Below are 18,288 nucleotides of genomic sequence, written 5' to 3' on the forward strand. Positions count from 1 at the left end.
TTAAACTTTTGTTTTTACGTCAACAGCTTAGTCAATCGGAATAGGACACTTTGCAACATGAAAGGTTTCCTAAAATAGCAGCCAACGGTTCGGGTATTGCCGCAGTGGGGGATTTTTACCACAAATGTTCAATAGATGCACTGCCGTTTGTTTAAGCACAAAAGCTTCATAGAAGCACTTCACCCCCATTGCGGCAATACCTTGTTGGCGGTAGTTGTTATTTCTTCGTCCTGTCTGCAAGTATCTTTTTTATGAAGTCGGGCAGTTCAAGTTTATGTTGGTCTGCAATAACTTTCAACGCATCATAATATTTTACTTCATCCCTGTCCCATTGCAGGTCAAGCCGTCTAACTTCTTTCATGGCAATATGATTGTAGTTTTCAGGACTACCCCAATAACATTCCATGCAAACAGGCGGTTTCTTCTGAACTTTCCAATTGTCGCAATGTTCGCAACTCCATGATTTCGCTCTGTTGCATGAACCGCACAAAAGCATGAAATGGTCAAGTTCCCTGTCGGTTAGGTCGCCACCAACTTCGTAAGGTATTCTGTGGTCAACCTGCAAATAACGTTCTTCAAATTGTCCATTACAGATTTGGCAACGTCCCCCGCATTTGTCGTATAGTGCTTTTTTGAAGTCTTTGGAAAAGAGTATGCGACCTGCAACTCTGTTTGTTTGCAATTGTGCCAAGTCGCCAAACTTATATGCTGCAATAGATTTACCGTCTTGCGATTTGATTTTGTATGTTTCAAGCGGAATACCTGCTTCTCTCACATCTCTTGCTGCTCTTGGCGGATGATTATAACCATAAGTTTTTTCAAGGTCTTCCGTTGTGATGAAGCCGTGTTTAAGAATATGGTCAATTACAATTCTCGCTCTCTTATTGGTTATTGACTGAACATGCTCTAAAAATTCTTTCGGATAAGTTTCTTTTTTCTTCGCCATTAGCTTGCAAATAGTTCTGTTTGATAAGTCGTCTGTTTGCCTGTTATTTTTTGCAAGTCTATTTTGTCAATAAGTGTTGGCGATAAATAAAGAGCTTCATAAGTAATTTCATTCCTGTTTAAAAGAGTTGCTTGCGAAGAACGTCCCGCATTGATTTCAATTTTTGTCAAATTCAGGTTGTCGGGCAGAGGATTGCCGTAAGTTTTATTGCCTGTTCTTCCGTCATAGCTCAAAATAAACGGCACATTCCTGTTATTCAGGTCAAAAAGTGAAACAACAAAGTTGTCAAATTCAATGTTGCCTGAATAATTAAAACCACCGTTTACACCCGTTCCCTGATAGGGTGGATCCATGTACACCAAATCGTTGTCTGTCGCAATGTCAAGAATGTTTTGATAGTCTTGCGAATAGCATTCCGTCTTTCCTTTCAAAAGTTGCGATACACGAAGAATATCATCACGCATCATTTGCGGATTTCTCCCTAAACGCCTTTTGTCTGGACTTTGGTTAAATTGTCCTTGTGTGTTATAGCGAACAGCCGCTTTTACACATTTAGCTAAAAGAAATAAAAGATATTCGGGCTGTCTTGTGTCGTTAAATCGTTCACGGATTTGGTAATAATATTCTTCTTCGTTGCCGTGTTGTCCGTGCCAAATGTCGTGATAATGTTTGATGATTAATTTTGGGTTTTCAATGATGTTTTCCCAAAGATTGATAAGCGGTTCGTTAATGTCGTTGATTACAAAACGATTTGCTTTGAAATAGAAAGCCGAAGCAATAGTCATAGCTGCTGAACCTGCAAAAGGCTCAACTAACCTGTCAAAATTGTCAGGAAAGAACCTTAGAATTTGGTCGGCAAGATTTCGCTTGCTTCCCTGATATGGTATAGGATGTGGTAATTTCATCTCTTTTTTCTGTCAAATATTAATTGTCAAATTTAGCATTTTTATTCAAGTGTTGAGCCGCATACGTGGTTGTACTTTTTCTATCTGTCAAAATAATCATTGATTAGTACTCCTGCGTGTTTGTTAAGAAACTTATTTACCGCTTTACTTTCATGTTTTTCCAAAGCATCATACTTGTCTTGGAAGTTTTTTAAAAAATCGGTTAAAGTGTCTTTGTTGTATAAACCTAAAACTTTTCCCAAGTCCTTTTTCGGGTTCACTTCGCCAATTTTACTGATTAAGTTGTCAAGTCGGTTTTGCGTAATAAGTTTGTAAACTTCTTCGCATAAAAACTTGCTTCTTCGCTAAGTTCTTCGCCTTCGTGAAGCAACTTGCTTAAAATCGTTTTGTCAATGTAGTTGTTGTTTTCTGACCACTTTTCATTTTTGTTTTTTATGATAACTCGTGAGCCATTTCTAAAAAACGTTGCTTGTGTCGGGCGAACAACAACGCCTTCACAAATATTTCCGTCCAATTCAGGAAGTTTGTATTCTGTCGGAATTGTTGTTTTGAATGTATTTGAGTAAGCCAAACAATCTTTCAAATTTCCTTTGTGCAAAGTTTTGGCGTAAACAAACCCAAACTTTTCAAAATAAGCGTTTGCAGTTTCAACGTCTAAATACTTGTCGTTGTCAAGTAAAATGTCAAACGCATAAAAGTCGTTTTGCGGACAATAGTAAATTCCACGCTGAACAAGTTTTGCTGTGTCGTCTTTTGGAATGTCTGGGTGCGGATAACCACCGCCAAAAATTTCGCCAAAGATTGTTACCGTTTTTGTGTCAATGTCGGCTGAAATGGCTTTATACAGATTTAGAATTTTGTCTTTGTAGTTCGCCAACACATATTTTGAGTTGTAAAATTCTTCGCTGTCCAAAATGAGTTCAGTTCGTTTAGCCGAAAGTATGTTTTGTCCGTCTGTTATGAAACTCAAATTTGCACCGTGAACTTTTTCTTGCACAACAAATTCTAAGTCGTCAAAACCTTGTTCAACGATTGAACTGATAAAGTCGTTTTGATATGAATTTTCTATTGAATTGTATTTCTTAAATTCCATTGTCGATCAGTTGTTTTGCTGTTGGTTACAATTACCGCCAACGAGCAGGGCTTTATGCAGGTTGGGAATTGTTATTCGTCCGCCCACAACCGCTGCTGATTGAAAATATAAAGTTGAATTTAAGAACTAAAGTTGAAAGCTATTCGTCCTGCCCGAACCAAAGCCTGGATTTGCAATTAGTTGATGTTATAATGTCTTGCCCAACTTGCATAAAACCCAATGTTATGTGCCGTACTTCTGTCTGCCAGCATTAAAGATTGTTAGATTTTTTTACCTCATTAATAATTTCATCGTTGGTTTTGTCCGTCCACTCAATTGTCAATTCTTCCAGCTTTTCAAGTTTTACATTGTTAGGCTTTTTCTGATACTCATTTTCTTTAAACGTATGAACTTTCGCTTTAAGCATTGATAGTTGCGCTTGTCGATATTTGTCAACCGCTTTTATTAGTTTGTCAGTCGCAACATTTTTTCTAATTGCAAATACTAACTCCATTTCTCTTTTTGTTAGCTCTTCCTGTTTTTTAACTGGCTCTGACCTTGGTGGATAAATCGGCATTGCTGATTATTTGCTTAAATGTTATGTGTCGTGCTGCTCAAAAGTTTTTGTCAAGGTTGAAATGATTGTCAAACCGGGTACTGTGCCCGCTTGCTTTTGACTTGAGCAAAAGTCCATCCGTAACAAATGCCAAATTGAAAAACAAAAGAACAAAATTTGTACAAAAGCTGAACAAAGATTGTCATGCCAATGTGGGCTTTGGGTCAAGTCAAACCTAAATGATAAAGAACATTTTTACTGTCGCCCCAACGCTGGTGAAACTGTTGGGCAGGATGGCACATAACGATTTGGGTATTTGCGATGAGGCAGTCATTCATGTTCTGTCGTTCAGTTTTGTACCAAAGTTACATAGAAGTTCCGAAGTTGAGCATTTGTACTTCAGCCGCCTTATTGCAAATACCCCGTTAGCGGCATGTGCCTTTTGTCGTCGTTTCTGTGTCTTTGTCCGCCTGAAACCTTATCCGAGCAGGTTTGAAGCCAGCAAAAACAAATTGTCTTAAAAATAAAAGTAGTCAATCTTCGGTAAAACCTTTTCTAAAAAATTGTCGTTTGTGTTTGTCGCCCGAAATCTTTACGCACAAAACGTTTGAGCGTTTTCTGTTTTTGTCTGCTTTAAAAACTGTGTCCAAGTGCAACGAAAAAAGTTCTGCGTTAAAGTCGAGTCTTGCAAAATCGTTGCGGCGGTGTCGTCCGATTGTTCGTTATTGTCTGCCAATTGATAAAATTGTTTTCCGTGTCAAACCCCGTAAGAGTTGAACGATTGTCCACCGATAAAGTATTTGTCACCCAAATGAAAATTGGTAATGAAGTTTGATTTTTGAACTGTCCGAAGTCCGCCGTGGACGGTCGTTCAAGTCTTTAAAAGTCTTGTGATTGGAGCCGTTTTATTTATCTGTCGATGTTAGCGAAACAGTCGGATGGCATTGCCGCTAACGAACAGGTATTTGCGATGAGGCGGAAATCCATATTCGTCTGTTCAGTTTTGTACCAAAGTTAAATATAAGTTCTGAAGATGAGTTTTGTTCGTCAGCCCGCCTTATTGCAAATACGCCGTTGCCTGCAGTAACAGTCACTGTCTACATGCAACCTGTTTAATTTTATCGTGTAGTTTCCAACTCTTAAAACCATTATCAATTGTATCTAACTCGGCAAGTGAGCAAAGTTTAAAATTTAAGAATTTATAGCTACAGTCTTTTGAACCTTTTGAACCTGTCTCATGCCACCCAAAGACTTTTAATGTAGTACTATCCTTATTTTCTTCTACGTCTTGCATATATCTATAGGTGGCAATGGGTGTCAGTAGCCCATTTTCACCTTCATAAAAAACTTCTGGTCAACAATTCCCCTTGGTGCTTGTGCTTGCGCTAACAGGATCCCTGAGGTGTCAAACATAAATATCCTTCTTCCATCATTTATTATGGTCGAGACGCCGGTAGTAACGCCAAATGCTATTATTGCTTGTCCATGAAAATTTCTTGAAATATATATGTGTCGCCTTGCGAAACTGATTGATTTTTTAGTTGCCAAAATCCAAGCATTGATGGTAACCAAAGCAAAATCGGAAGAACTGTCCAACTAATTTTAGCCCAAAGGGGTCTGTTAGTAGTGAAGTTTAAAATAACACCAATCAAAAAGAATGGTACTCCAGCGAGTAAGGTGAACCGTCCCCAGATGGCGATCAGAAAACCAAGTAGAATAAAGGCAATTGATAGTGTCTTACGGAGTGTCATGAGTTATTGCAGGCAACTCTCAAATATCCGAAACTATCCCACAAAATAAAAATATTTTTTACTGAAAATCAAACGTTTATTTTAAATAACTTTGAAGATATCTAAAATGCGAAACCTATGGATATTAAAAATGCGAAGGTTGAATTCAACCCCAAACTTTTTCAAATGGCCACCGGCTGGCATCATAATAAAAAAGTCATCTGGCTGCACTTTCGATATGACAAAGCAGTTGCCGCCATGCTTAAAAACGCCGCCGCTGCCGCCCGCTGGTCGCAATCAAACAAAGCCTGGTATTTGCCAGATAATTTGCACCACCGCAAGCTTTGTTGTATCGAGCCGGAGATAGTTGGTAAAGAGGTGCTGTCAAAAATTGCGGAGCAAAATAAAGAGGAGTTTCAAAAATTTCAAAACATACTTACGCTAAAAGGCTTTTCGCCCAATACCATTAAAACCTACACCGTACAATTCGCTCAGTTACTATACGCAATAAAAGATTTTCCGGTTCAACAACTATCAGCGCAGCGCTTGCAAAGTTATTTTTTGTACTGCGCCAATCATTTAAGGTTATCAGAAAATCAAATTCACAGCCGCATTAACGCCGTTAAGTTTTACTTTGAAAAAGTGCTGCACCAGGAAAAAATGTTTTTCGATATTCCACGTCCTAAAAAGCCTTTATTATTGCCCAAGGCATTAAATTTAAAAGAGGTGGGAAATCTTTTTAAGGTTACTGAAAATATAAAACACCGGCTTATTTTACAGCTTTGTTACGGTATGGGCCTGCGTGTTAGCGAAATCATAAATCTGAAAATTGAAGACATAGACAGTCATGCAATGAAAGTAATGATCCAACGCGGAAAAGGAAAAAAGACCGATATGTAAACCTGCCGCAAACAGTGCTGGAGGATCTGCGCAGTTATTATAAACAGTATCGTCCGCAACAATTTTTGTTTGAAGGGCAATATGGCGGACAATACACCGTTAGAAGCGCACAGTTAATATTTAAAACTGCAATGAAAAAGGCGGGCGTTATTAAAACCGTTGGCATACACGGGTTGCGCCATAGTTATGCCACTCATTTGCTGGAGTTTGGTACCGATATTTCTCTTATTCAAAAGTTGATGGGGCACAACGATATTAAAACTACGCTTACCTACACTCATGTTGCCAACACAACAATTAATAATGTAAAAAGTCCGCTCGATAGGTTGCATATAATATAAACCGGGCCTTACAAACTTATCGCACCCATATTATTTTGTGAACCAGCAATCAATATAAATCATCGATTTTGCGACGCTCCCTTCATTGTTCCGATTATAACTCATCCTACATAAACGATGTAGTGACCATCGACCATAGTCCATTGACTATTGACCATTCACTACTTTTCAACTCTTCCTCGCCGCGAACAAATTGCTGCCACTTATTGTTAGTTCATGGGCTGCACGATGCGCAAGGTTTAGCCACGGCGTTAAGCCGGGGCCGTAGCCTGAAGCAGCGTGAACCAAAGTTGAGTCTTTATTCTACAGCCGACAGCCCAAAATTATAGAGATATATATAGTAAAGAAAACATTTAAATACACAAGTTTCATTACCCTTCTCTGTAGGAGATGGGGTTAGGGGATGAGGTATAAAAGCATTATTTTCGCAGCATATGACGGAATTACCTGTTACCACAAGAGTGAAGAAGCCCGATTGGCTACGTGTAAAATTACCGATAGGTGAGGAGTATAGGCATGTACGCGGATTGGTTGATACGCATAAATTACATACCATTTGCGAAAGCGGCAATTGTCCTAACATGGGCGAATGCTGGGGCGCCGGCACGGCAACTTTTATGATTCTGGGAAATGTGTGTACGCGCAGTTGCGGCTTTTGTGCGGTGGCAACAGGGCGGCCATTAGCAGTAGATTATGACGAACCGCAGCGCGTGGCCGAAGCTATTTTTTTAATGAAGGTGAAACATGCGGTTATTACTTCTGTCGACCGGGATGAACTTAAAGACGGGGGCGCTGAAATATGGCATAATACCATTAAAGCGGTGAAAGCACTAAATCCGGGTACAACATTAGAAACGTTGATTCCTGATTTTAAGGGAAAAAAGAAGATATTGAAACTGTAATGGCGGCAGCGCCAGAAGTTATTTCACATAATATTGAAACAGTGGAACGCCTTACGCGTCAGGTGCGCATTCAGGCGAAATACTGGAGAAGTATGGAAGTGATCCGTACCTTGAAGGAAGGTGGCATCCGTACGAAAAGTGGTATTATGCTGGGTCTTGGAGAAACCAAAGAAGAAGTGGTGCAAACCATGCACGATTTAAAAGATAATGGTTGCGATGTGGTTACTATTGGTCAGTACCTGCAGCCTACGCAAAAGCATTTGCCTGTGCAACGTTTTGTACATCCTGATGAATTTGCTTATTATAAAGATGCAGGTTACGAAATGGGGCTTGATTATGTAGAAAGTGGCCCGCTGGTGCGTTCTTCTTACCATAGCGAAAGGCATGTGTTTCCTGGTTTGGGAAGAAAAGAGTGGGAGCAGAGCAAGTTGGCTGTTTATGAGGTGAAAAGTTAGTTAATAGGTTTACAAGTTGATAAGTTGACAGGGCCATATTCCTTGTAAACTTGTCAACTTTTCTGTACCTCCTTCAACAATCCTTCAACATCTAATCTCTTCGTGTACATATCCAGCGTTCCGTTTGGTTTGGCAGGCCATTCTTCTTTAGGTTTGTCCCAATACAGTTCAACACCATTTCCATCGGGATCATCAAGATAAACAGCTTCGGATACGCCATGATCGGCTGCGCCGGTTAATGGGTATTGAGCATCGATCAATCGTTGCAATGCAATTGCCAGATCTTTCCGGGTTGGATAAAGTATCGCCGTGTGATATAAGCCTGGCGCGGTTTCCGGCGCAGGTTTGCCGCCAAGGCTATGCCATGTATTTAATCCGATATGATGATGATAACCGCCGGCGGAGATAAAAGCCGCTTGCGTTCCATAAAGGGTTGTGATTTCAAATCCTAATAATCCGACATAAAAGTCCAGCGATTTTTGCAGATCAGAAACCTTTAGGTGAACATGTCCAATACGTGTTTGCGCCGGGATTTTATAATCGTTCATGGTTGATGGTATTTTGTTCATAGACTATCACCATTATCATTCATCTGACTTACTGACTTACTGACTTCCGATCTTTCCGTCTTTTCATTATTTCTCCCAAACCAATGCGCTGGCGCCTAAAATAGCAGCATCGGCTTCTTTCAATTCACTGAAAACAAGCTTCACCTTATTCTGAAAAATGGGCAACAGGTTTTTTTCCATGTGTTCTTTAGTAGGATGCATCAGGTAATCGCCTGCTTTTATTACGCCGCCAAAAAGAATGATTGCTTCCGGGGAAGAGAACATGATGAAGTTAGCCAGTGCTTCACCTAAAATTTGGCCGGTATATCTAAATACTTCTAATGCAGTTTCATCACCTTTTTGCGCTGCATCAAAAACAGCTTTTGAATCAAGCACATCTTCCGGTATTGCATTTAATATCGAAGAAGGATACTCTGCCCTTAATTTTTTGGCAGTAACAGTTATGCCAGTGGCAGAGCAATAAGCTTCTAAAGAACCATGTGCGCCTGTGCTATAATGTTTACGTCCACCGGGTCGCACAATAATATGGCCCAACTCACCGGCAAATCCGTCGTGGCCATAAACCACTTGTCCGTTGCAAACAATACCACTACCAACTCCTGTTCCCAGCGTGATCATTATAAAATCTTTCATGCCCTGGCCGCACCATACATCATTTCACCCATGGCTGCAGCATTGGCGTCATTGGTAAGCGTACATGGAACACCAAATTTTTTGCTGATCAGATCTGCAATGTTGATCGTTCCTTTCCAGGGAAGATTTGGAGCATATTCAATAGCTCCCGTATAGTAGTTGCCATTAGGAGCGCCTACGCCAATACCCTTTACTTTATACTCTTTTTCAAATTTTTCGATCAATGGTTGAAGCGCGGTATGTATTGCATCAACATATTCTTCTATTGTAGGATAGATATCTGTTTTTATATCACCTTTATCAAAAATCAAACCTCTGTGATTTACTAAGCCATATTTAGTGTTAGTTCCACCAATATCAATACCAATCACCATTTCTCTTGATAAATCGTATACGCCCATTTTTGTTTAATTATTTATAATGTTCTTTATATATAGCAAAGAAACCAATATGGTAAAGTTTCATTTAAGTTACAAAACAAATGAAACTTTCTATATAAAAAGCTTCATCTAAAAAATTTTAAAAACTTATCGATGATAGATGTGGGATTAGCAACTCATTTTTAGTGGCCGCCACCAACTTTTACATCATAATCAATGCCCTGTTGTTTTAAAACAGCTTTTGCCCTAACGGCATAGTATGCAAGATATGCAAAACATGCAACACCTGTAAAGTATGAATATTGAATACCCAAAAGATCAGGCGATGCAAGGTAACCTTGTAATAAACTGATAAAGCCTCCGCCCATGATCATTAATATCAATAAGCTTGATCCTTTATTTGTATGTTTTCCAAGACCGGCGATAGCAAGGGTGAAAATGCAAGGCCATAAAGTAGAGCAAAACAAACCAACACTTATGAATGCAAAAACGCTTACCATTCCATCTGCAAAAATACCGATGAGTAATGCAACGATGCCCATACAGCTAAATATAAGCAGCTGCCTTGCGGGGTTTCCTTTACTTAATACATCACAAATGATCAATGCAATAATAATAAGTCCATAAATTGGGAAAGGCGTAATATCATGATTAGCGATTTTATTCACAAGCAGGAAAACGCCAAATGCGATATACGGCATCAAAAATCGCAAAATGCTTTTTGCACCTTTTGAAATATCAAAAGCACCTACCGATCCGGTCCATCTGCCTATCATCAGGCTTGCCCAGAACAAAGAAACGAAAGGGGCAACTTTGTCGGTAGAAGTACCTAAATGTTCTTTCATGAACTCTGGCAAATTTGCTGCTGTACTTACTTCCACGCCTACATATACAAAAATGGCTATCATTCCCATAACTAATTGCGGATAGGCGAGGGCTGTAGGTTTGTGCGCCACTTTCGCTACATTATCGCTTTCTTCGTCAGCAATCGTATCTACATCAATTTTATTTGGAACAGAAGAGAATTTAAAAATAAGCGCTACCACAATAAAGGCTACGCCTAATATCAAATACGGTGTTTTAATACTTTGAATATCTGCGTGAACATTTCCGCTCGATACCGAGCCGAAAATGGCGAAACTCACAATTAACGGTCCGATGGTGGTTCCAAAATTATTAACACCGCCAGCCATACTTAGTCTTTGAGATCCTAATTTAGGATCACCCATGATGATGGCCAATGGGTTAGCCGCTGTTTGTTGAAGCGAAAATCCCAGACCTACTATAAAAAGACCAGTAATGAATAGCGGAAAAGATGCTTGTTCGGCAGCCGGATAAAAAAGTAAAGTTCCTAATGCAGAAATAATAAGGCCGGTTGCAATACCATTTTTATAACCTAATTTTTCCAAGAGGTCTTTGCCAAGTAGTTTACTGATAAGGAGAAATATTAGCGACCCTATTGTGTAAGCAACATAAAAAGCAAAAGCAACAAGTTGCGATTGCCATTGCTCAAGGTGTAGCTGCTCTTTAAAAACAGGTATCAATATGTCGTTGCTTGCTGCAACAAAGCCCCAAAAAAAGAACACTATAATTAGTGTTCCAAATTGAGACCACTTGGTGGTTTGTGTGCTCATTTCAATCGTTTTAACTATTGCCGGTAAATGTAAAAATATAAACCGTAATTAAAAATTTTAAATTGAAACGATTGTTTTTTGTTTTATATAAAATATCACTACTTTTAAGCGAAGCAATTATTATTTATGGAAATTGTTCATGTATCGGCAGAATGTTATCCTATGGCTAAAGCCGGAGGACTTGGAGATGTGGTAGGAGCGCTGCCAAAATATCAAAACGAATTGGGCCATGTGGCGAAGGTTGTGATGCCAATGTATCGTACCAAATTTTTGTATGACAACGAGTGGGAATTGGTGCACGAAGGTGGACAAGCTTTAGGCAATCATTGGTTTAAGTACAGTGTTATTAAAGAAAAAACAAATAAGCTGGGCTTTGATCTTTATCTCATTGACATTAACGGTGTGTTAGATCGGGAGAAGATATATGGTTATGACGATGATACGGAAAGGTTCATTTCTTTTCAGTTAGCAGTATGCGACTGGATAAGCCGCTGGCAAGATAAACCTGATATCATCCATTGCCATGATCATCAAGCTGGTTTCATTCCTTTCTTTTGCAAACATGTTTATTCATTTCGATATCAGCTGGCCAGTATTCCTACGGTTTTTACTATCCATAATGGGCAATACCAGGGGCAGTTCAGTTGGGATAAATATTATCTGATACCAGCGTATGATACATGGAACTGGGGTTATCTGGATTGGAACAATGATATCAACCCGATGGCCTCGGCTGTAAAATGTGCCTGGAAAGTTACAACTGTTAGTCCTAATTATATGGAAGAGCTGCGTCATTCGGCTGCCGGGCTGGAAGCGTTGTTCGAATATGAACGCGGTAAATGTAGCGGCATTATTAATGGCATAGATAGTGAAGTTTGGGATCCCGCAACCGATTCTTTCCTTGTTGAAAATTACGATAGCAAGACCGTTACTGCGGGCAAGGCAAAGCATAAAGCAGAACTCGTTAAACAGTTCGGGCTTGATCCGCAAAAGCCATTAGTTAGTTTTATTGGGAGATTGGTTGATGAAAAAGCAGCTGACCTGCTGCCCGAAGCCATCAGTCAGTCGGTATATCAATATGGTGGCAAGGCATCTTTTCTAATATTGGGTTCGGAAACACTTATGTAGAAACAGCTTTGGCTGATATGAATAAAACTTTAAGAGGATATGTAAATACTTATATCGGGTATAGCGAATCCTTAAGTCATCTTATTTATGCCGGTTCAGATTTTTTATTGATGCCGAGCAGGGTAGAGCCATGTGGGCTTAATCAAATGTATGCTTTGCGTTATGGAACCATTCCTATAGTTAGAAATGTAGGTGGTTTAAAAGATACGGTGCTGGATTATGGCGAGCCAGGTGGTTTCGGTATTACAATGGAACAATCGAGTGTTGGCGATATTGCCTATTCAGTGGGCCGCGCTATCGATCTTTATGAAAATAAGCCAGGTCAGTTTGAGGAGATCAGAGAACGTATTATGGCTATTGATCATAGCTGGACATCATCTGCTAAAAAATATATTGAGTTGTATGAATCTTTGAAGTAACTGCTTCAAACACCCATTATAACAATCATGAAGAAACGCCCTTAACCATTAACATGAAAAAACTTTAAAAATAAATCTTATGAGTATCTCGCAGGAAGTAATTGCAATGATTTTAGGAGGCGGTGCCGGAACAAGACTTGCTCCACTAACAAGTAGCAGGTCAAAACCTGCAGTACCTATTGCTGGTAAATACAGGTTGGTTGATATTCCTATTTCGAACTGTATTAATTCTGATATTAATAGAATGTTTGTATTGACGCAATACAACTCAGCTTCATTAAACAGACACATTAAAAACACGTATCGTTTCAGTGCTTTCAGCACGGCATTTGTTGATATACTTGCTGCAGAACAAACGCCTGATAATCCTGCATGGTACCAAGGTACAGCTGATGCAGTAAGGCAATGTTTGCGACATCTTTCGGCTTTTCCCAGTGAATATGTATTAATACTTTCCGGCGACCAACTTTACCAGATGGACTTTAATAAGATGTTGGACAATCATAAGGAATGCGGCGCTGATATTTCAATTGCCACCATTCCTGTTGGTGACAGAGAAGCTCCAGAGTTTGGTATATTAAAAGCAGATGAAGAAAGCCTTATAAGCTCTTTTATAGAAAAGCCGGCAAAAGATATTTTAGGAGATTGGATAAGTGACACCGGACCTGCAATGCAGCAAAAAGGTAAAAATTATCTGGCTTCAATGGGTATATATATATTTAATCGACAGTTGCTGCTGGATCTTTTGCTTAAAATTCATCCCGATGCAACTGACTTTGGTAAAGAAATCATTCCATCTTCTATTGAAACTTATAAAGTAGCAAGTTATCAGTATGAAGGCTACTGGACAGATATTGGAAATATTTATTCCTTCTTTGAAGCTAATCTCGAATTGACGATATTCCTGAATTCAATTTGTTTGACAATACTAAATCAATTTACACCCGTCCGCGTATGTTGCCGCCGGCTAAGATCAGCGGCACCACTTTAGAAAAAACGGTGATTGCAGATGGTTGTATTATCAATGCTTCAAGAATAGAGCATAGTGTAATTGGTATACGTTCCAGGATTGGTTATGGCTCAACAGTGGTGAGTTGTTACATTATGGGTAGCGATTACTACGAAACAATTGATGATATCAACCAGGATCAAAATAAAGGTGTCCCTCCAATTGGCATAGGCAAAAGATGTTATTTGCGTAATTGCATTATCGATAAAAATTGTAGAATTGGTGATGATGTAAGACTTAACGGAGGCCCGCACTTGGCCAACACGGAAACTGATCTTTATGTAATTAAAGAAGGAATTATTGTAACCAAAAAAGGTGCGGTATTTCCTAATGGTTATGTAGTATAAAGAAGGAAATACTGAATAGAAATTTCTAAATACTAAACTAAAAAGCTCTTCGTATATGCGAAGAGCTTTTTAGTTTAAGAACAAGTAAGATATATTTCAAAATTATTCCTGTGGCATTTTACTCATGTCCATAAATATAACTTCCCAATTGTGTCCGTCAATATCTTCAAAACATCGTTGCTGCATAAAGCCATAATCTTTAGGTTCTGTATATTCATTACCACCCGCTTTTACAGCTTTATCAACTATTGAATTTACTTCGTCCGCGCTATCTACAGATAACGCATTGATAACGGCCACGGACTTTTTTGTATCAACAATTTCTTTGGAAGAGAAGTCCTTAAAGCGCTCATGTGTTAATAGCATTACAAAGATGGTATCAGTTAACACCATACATGCTGCTTTATCATCAGTAAACTGTGGATTGTTTGTATAGCCTATGGCAGTATAAAAGTCCATAGATTTGTTCAGATCTTTAACCGGAAGGTTGATAAAAATTTGCTTGCTCATGTTGAATTAATTTAAATGTTCAATGATTAATTTGTTTGTGATACAAAAGTATAAACCACTTCAATGAATGAAGCGGTATGAACAAGACAAACTATGGGTGCAATTGCGGCAATAAAGTAGCTAATAACTAAACAAGGGTATATTTTCTTGTTCATCTATCAACTTGTTAATTTTTCGACTTACTCAACTCCAACCGGAACGGTTTGCACCATCTTTTTAGCAACAGGTTTTTCGTGGTAAATTGCCGGTGACCATTTAGGCATCTGTTCCATTTTTTCAACTAAAACAGCATCAAAGTATTCGTCAACGCCTTTAAGCACTTTAAAGTTCACCGGTACACCGTCCTTGTCAATTATAAATTCAACTTGTGCATAAACCCTGGTAACGCTATCAGGAAAAGCCTTTACCATCTCTTTACCTAACTCTTTAAGATAGGCGGCGTAAGCTTCACCTCCTCCCGGGAATTCAGGCCATTTAGCTACCGCATCTGCAACAAAATCTATTTTACGTATAGTTGGTTTATGATTGCTTTTGGGACGAACCTTTGGCTGGAATTTCGGTACTTTGGGCAAAGCATTATTGATCACATACTCTCCGTTATCTTTTATCATAACAATAGGAATCTGCTTATACTTTTCAAAGTAATCATAAGCGTCTTCCATTTTATCTGAAAATTCCTTTAACTCCTTATTCTCTTTGGTCAATTTACCCATGTATTCATAACTCTTTTTCACATCATACTTAATAGGGAAAATGTGAACAGGAATAAAGTCTAGTCCTGCCGATTTGCTACTTGCAGTGAGTACATAGAGCTCATCAATCTGATCATCTTTAATAGGTATGCAACCTACAGTAGCACACCCGCCATGTATATAAATATCGCCGCCTGGTTTTACCTGGTCGCTTAACACACGATCAGAAGCATTAGGATAATTGAGGCCTAAAGACAAATAATAGGAGCTATTCGGATTGAATTCGTTGATATGATAAAATCCTTCCGGAACCTGGTAGTCTCCTTCAAATCTTTTGGGCCCAAGTGTTCCCACCAGCGCACAAACCTTATAAATTTTCAATAATTTGTAAGGCTCCTGCACAGTATTTTTAACCCAAACCTCAAGCTGACTGTCGTATTTGAACGACCTTATATACATGTATCTGGCAGGCCATTTTAAATTTTTAGCCGCAAATAGTGCTTTTAAATTAGCTTCCTTACGTGCAAAAGATTCTTTTGGCCGTTGAAAATTCATTTGATAACTAACAAAAGAAGCGCTGGAAGGAACACTAATTGAGGATGTTTGCGCTTGCAACTGAAAGCTACCTATAAAAACAAGGGTACTTGAAATAATATTTTTAATCATCAGATAATATTTCCTGATTTAAAAAGTTAGAAACGAGCTATTTATATAAAATCGCCTTAAAATACAAAACTCTGACAAAATTAACTGATAGCTAACAAAAATTGTATAAGTAAATGTTATAAATGCTTGTTTTAGGAACTCACAGCATACCTATCTTTGCGCAATGCAAAAAATAGGAATTTTAGGTGGTGGACAATTGGGAAGGATGCTATTACAAGCTGCTGCTAATTATGCGGTAAATACATATGTGCTTGAAAACGATGAACAAAGCCCTGCCGCGCATTTGTGCCACAACTTTGTAAAAGGAGATATAAAGAATTTTGAAGATGTTTATAATTTTGGTAAAAATCTGGACGCACTTACCATTGAGATCGAAAATGTAAACATTGATGCGCTGGAACAGCTGGAAAAAGAAGGTAAAAAAATATTTCCAAGACCCGCCGTTTTAAAGATTATTTGCAACAAAGCCACACAAAAGAATTATTATACTGAATATAAAATTCCAACTTCTGCTTATTTATTAACGCATAACATCGACGACCTTTCACAAAATGAAGATTTTTTGCCTGCTGTACATAAGTTGGCGGAAGGTGGTTATGATGGAAAAGGAGTGCAGGTGATTAATGATAAAGAGGACATTGCAAAGGGCTTCGACACATTAAGCGTGTTAGAGAAGAAAGTGAATATTCATAAGGAAATAGCCATGATGATCGCTGTGGGGATTGACGGAAAGATGGCTCTTTATCCGCCGGTTGAAATGGTATTTGACAAAGATCTTAATTTATTAGCTTACCAGCTTTGCCCTGCAAACATTAGCAAAGAGGTTCATTTTAAGATAGAGGCAATCGCACTTACAACTATTAAAAATTTCAATTCTCCAGGTATTTTCGCTGTAGAAATGTTTGTTACTCCGGAAGGTGATGTGCTCGTTAATGAAACGGCACCGCGCGTACATAATAGTGGCCATCACACAATCGAAGCGCATTATAGTTCGCAGTTTGATATGTTGTGGAGAGTAATGCTTAATTACCCCCTCGGTAATACTGATCCTATTTTGCCCTCTTTAATGCAAAATATAATTGGTGCTGAAGGCTATAGTGGCCAGGCTCATTATGAAGGGTTAGAAGAAATGATGAAAATTGACAACGCTTTTTTCCATATTTATGGTAAGAGGGAAACCAAGCCAGGTAGAAAAATGGGACATGTTACGATTATCAGTAACGAAAAGGCAGACTTATTACATAAAGCCAACAAGATCAAACATAATCTTTCGGTAATCACTGAGAAATAATTTGTTTGGAGTGAATTAGAATGGAAATAACTGCAAGAATTTTAAATTTTTGTCGTCTTATGTTGGTTACCGCTTAATTTTAAGGCATAACGATTTTGGATGACTCTACAACCTTTTTACAAAGCGCTCATAGCAGCAACGATTGTTTTCAGTATTACCGCATGCGGATCAAAAAAAATGAACCCGGAAAAAAGTCAGCACAGCAAAGAGTTTTGCCAAAGCTGGAAGGATATATTGTGGGTGCTGAGCCATTCTCAGAATTAATAGAAGTGCCAGGTTCAGTTGTGGCTAACGAAGTGACAGAGATACGGCCCGAAGTTTCCGGACGATTGGTGCAGCTAAATATTGCTGAAGGTAAAACCGTAAATAAAGGGGCTTTGTTGGCCAAGATTTATGACGGCGATCTTCAGGCGGAACTGAAAAAATTACAATCGCAACTGGCTATTGCACAAACTAACGAAGGACGCGCTTCACGTTTACTGGAAATACAAGGTATCAGCCGAAATGACTACGATCTGACATTGCTCAATTTTAATAATATCAGGGCCGACATTGATGTTGTAAAAACACAAATATACCGCACCGAAATCCGCGCTCCCTTCACTGGAAAATTAGGTCTGAGAAATATTAGTCCGGGTGCTTATGTAAGTCCTGCTGATGTGATAGCAACAATAAATCAGGTAAGTGAATTAAAACTTGACTTTTCGATTCCGGAAAAATATATTGGAAATATAGGAGTTGGTCAGAATGTAAATTTTACCGTGCAGGGCTCCGATGAAGTTTTTGCAGCAAAAGTATATGCAACAGAATCGAATGTTGGTTTAAATAATAGAAGCCTGCTTGTAAGAGCTCGTGTCACAGGAAAAAATGCAGGGCTTGTTCCAGGAACTTTTGCAAAAGTTAAGATCGGCTTTCAGCCCAACGATAACGCCATTTTTGTTCCCTCCCAATCAGTTGTCCCAACGATTAAGGGCAAACAAGTCATTCTTTATAGAAGTGGAACGGCTGTGTTCCAGGATGTAGAAATTGGAGGACGTGATTCAGCCAGAGTAGAGATTATTACTGGACTTAAAGTAGGTGATACAATTTTAACCACAGGAATAATGACTACAGTTCCGGATGCTAAAGTACAATTGGGAAAGATCACGAAGTAGAATAATGAAAATTGGAAAAAAGTGTGTAAGAATGTGTCCTACACATTGA

Annotated in this window: 18 protein-coding genes and 2 pseudogenes; 9 read left to right on the forward strand and 11 right to left on the reverse strand. The window is 38.8% G+C overall.

Features of this window, described 5'->3' with window-relative positions; translation table 11 throughout:
* Positions 1-217: 217 nt before the first annotated feature.
* The 6 genes from MKP09_RS12445 to MKP09_RS12470 all read right to left on the reverse strand — a co-directional run bounded on the left by MKP09_RS12445 (position 218) and on the right by MKP09_RS12470 (position 5,075).
* A complete protein-coding gene (locus MKP09_RS12445) occupies positions 218-946 on the reverse strand; it encodes an HNH endonuclease (protein ID WP_240830329.1) in 729 nt (242 codons plus the stop codon).
* A complete protein-coding gene (locus tag MKP09_RS12450; RefSeq protein ID WP_240830330.1) occupies positions 946-1,851 on the reverse strand; it encodes a DNA adenine methylase in 906 nt (301 codons plus the stop codon). Before MKP09_RS12450 ends, MKP09_RS12445 begins: the two co-directional genes overlap by 1 nt.
* 80 nt (positions 1,852-1,931) lie before the next feature.
* Entirely contained in the window at positions 1,932-2,156 is a 225-nt protein-coding gene (locus tag MKP09_RS12455) for a hypothetical protein (protein ID WP_317235340.1), read from the reverse strand.
* Positions 2,129-2,944: an RNA ligase family protein gene (locus tag MKP09_RS12460; protein WP_240830331.1), complete on the reverse strand. Its 816-nt coding sequence runs from the start codon at positions 2,942-2,944 to the stop codon at positions 2,129-2,131. Before MKP09_RS12460 ends, MKP09_RS12455 begins: the two co-directional genes overlap by 28 nt.
* Positions 2,945-3,194: 250 nt before the next feature.
* Positions 3,195-3,500 (reverse strand): hypothetical protein, encoded by a 306-nt coding sequence (locus tag MKP09_RS12465; protein WP_240830332.1) that lies wholly within the window; start codon positions 3,498-3,500, stop codon positions 3,195-3,197.
* A gap of 1,296 nt (positions 3,501-4,796) precedes the next feature.
* Positions 4,797-5,075, reverse strand: a complete 279-nt coding sequence (locus tag MKP09_RS12470) for a hypothetical protein (protein WP_240830333.1) — start codon at positions 5,073-5,075, stop codon at positions 4,797-4,799.
* Positions 5,076-5,467: 392 nt separating this feature from the next.
* Between MKP09_RS12470 and MKP09_RS12475 the strand changes: the two are divergent.
* The 3 genes and pseudogenes from MKP09_RS12475 (at position 5,468) to MKP09_RS28100 (ending at position 7,807) form a co-directional block, all read left to right on the forward strand.
* A pseudogene (locus MKP09_RS12475) lies at positions 5,468-6,450 on the forward strand (tyrosine-type recombinase/integrase).
* 434 nt (positions 6,451-6,884) lie between these two features.
* Entirely contained in the window at positions 6,885-7,352 is a 468-nt protein-coding gene (locus tag MKP09_RS28095; RefSeq protein WP_240830334.1) for a lipoyl synthase, read from the forward strand.
* Positions 7,352-7,807 carry a radical SAM protein gene (locus MKP09_RS28100; protein ID WP_240830335.1) on the forward strand — a complete coding sequence of 152 codons (456 nt, stop codon included), beginning with the start codon at positions 7,352-7,354 and terminating at the stop codon, positions 7,805-7,807. Before MKP09_RS28095 ends, MKP09_RS28100 begins: the two co-directional genes overlap by 1 nt.
* 53 nt (positions 7,808-7,860) lie before the next feature.
* Here the strand turns inward: MKP09_RS28100 and MKP09_RS12490 are convergent, their stop codons facing one another.
* The 3 genes and pseudogenes from MKP09_RS12490 to MKP09_RS12500 all read right to left on the reverse strand — a co-directional run bounded on the left by MKP09_RS12490 (position 7,861) and on the right by MKP09_RS12500 (position 11,023).
* The gene (locus MKP09_RS12490) at positions 7,861-8,355 is read right to left on the reverse strand and encodes a VOC family protein (RefSeq protein WP_240830336.1); all 495 of its coding nucleotides are present in this window, start codon (positions 8,353-8,355) and stop codon (positions 7,861-7,863) included.
* Between the two features lie 87 nt (positions 8,356-8,442).
* A pseudogene (locus MKP09_RS12495) lies at positions 8,443-9,410 on the reverse strand (ROK family protein).
* Positions 9,411-9,571: 161 nt separating this feature from the next.
* Entirely contained in the window at positions 9,572-11,023 is a 1,452-nt protein-coding gene (locus tag MKP09_RS12500) for an MFS transporter (protein ID WP_240830337.1), read from the reverse strand.
* A 126-nt stretch (positions 11,024-11,149) separates the two neighbouring features.
* Between MKP09_RS12500 and MKP09_RS12505 the strand changes: the two genes are divergently transcribed.
* From MKP09_RS12505 to MKP09_RS12520, 4 genes are all read left to right on the forward strand, one after another.
* Positions 11,150-12,151, forward strand: coding sequence for a glycogen synthase (locus tag MKP09_RS12505; protein ID WP_240830340.1), 1,002 nt, complete (start codon positions 11,150-11,152; stop codon positions 12,149-12,151).
* A 17-nt stretch (positions 12,152-12,168) separates the two neighbouring features.
* Positions 12,169-12,570 (forward strand): glycosyltransferase, encoded by a 402-nt coding sequence (locus MKP09_RS12510; RefSeq protein WP_240830343.1) that lies wholly within the window; start codon positions 12,169-12,171, stop codon positions 12,568-12,570.
* A 79-nt stretch (positions 12,571-12,649) separates the two neighbouring features.
* Positions 12,650-13,561, forward strand: coding sequence for a sugar phosphate nucleotidyltransferase (locus tag MKP09_RS12515; RefSeq protein WP_240830346.1), 912 nt, complete (start codon positions 12,650-12,652; stop codon positions 13,559-13,561).
* On the forward strand, positions 13,525-13,926 hold the full coding sequence (locus MKP09_RS12520) for a glucose-1-phosphate adenylyltransferase (RefSeq protein ID WP_240830347.1): 402 nt from the start codon (positions 13,525-13,527) through the stop codon (positions 13,924-13,926). The genes MKP09_RS12515 and MKP09_RS12520 overlap by 37 nt, the downstream gene beginning before the upstream one ends.
* A gap of 102 nt (positions 13,927-14,028) precedes the next feature.
* Here the strand turns inward: MKP09_RS12520 and MKP09_RS12525 are convergent, their stop codons facing one another.
* Both MKP09_RS12525 and MKP09_RS12530 read right to left on the reverse strand, forming a co-directional pair.
* Complete coding sequence (locus MKP09_RS12525) at positions 14,029-14,436, reverse strand: VOC family protein (RefSeq protein WP_240830348.1); 408 nt, start codon at positions 14,434-14,436, stop codon at positions 14,029-14,031.
* Positions 14,437-14,615: 179 nt separating this feature from the next.
* Positions 14,616-15,794 carry a L,D-transpeptidase family protein gene (locus tag MKP09_RS12530; RefSeq protein ID WP_240830352.1) on the reverse strand — a complete coding sequence of 393 codons (1,179 nt, stop codon included), beginning with the start codon at positions 15,792-15,794 and terminating at the stop codon, positions 14,616-14,618.
* Positions 15,795-15,957: 163 nt separating this feature from the next.
* Between MKP09_RS12530 and MKP09_RS12535 the strand changes: the two genes are divergently transcribed.
* Both MKP09_RS12535 and MKP09_RS12540 read left to right on the forward strand, forming a co-directional pair.
* Complete coding sequence (locus MKP09_RS12535) at positions 15,958-17,085, forward strand: 5-(carboxyamino)imidazole ribonucleotide synthase (protein ID WP_240830353.1); 1,128 nt, start codon at positions 15,958-15,960, stop codon at positions 17,083-17,085.
* Positions 17,086-17,180: 95 nt separating this feature from the next.
* The gene (locus MKP09_RS12540; RefSeq protein WP_240830357.1) at positions 17,181-18,239 is read left to right on the forward strand and encodes an efflux RND transporter periplasmic adaptor subunit; all 1,059 of its coding nucleotides are present in this window, start codon (positions 17,181-17,183) and stop codon (positions 18,237-18,239) included.
* Positions 18,240-18,288: the final 49 nt, after the last annotated feature.

The sequence above is a fragment of the Paraniabella ginsengisoli genome (assembly GCF_022513635.1).
GTDB lineage: Bacteria > Bacteroidota > Bacteroidia > Chitinophagales > Chitinophagaceae > Niabella > Niabella ginsengisoli.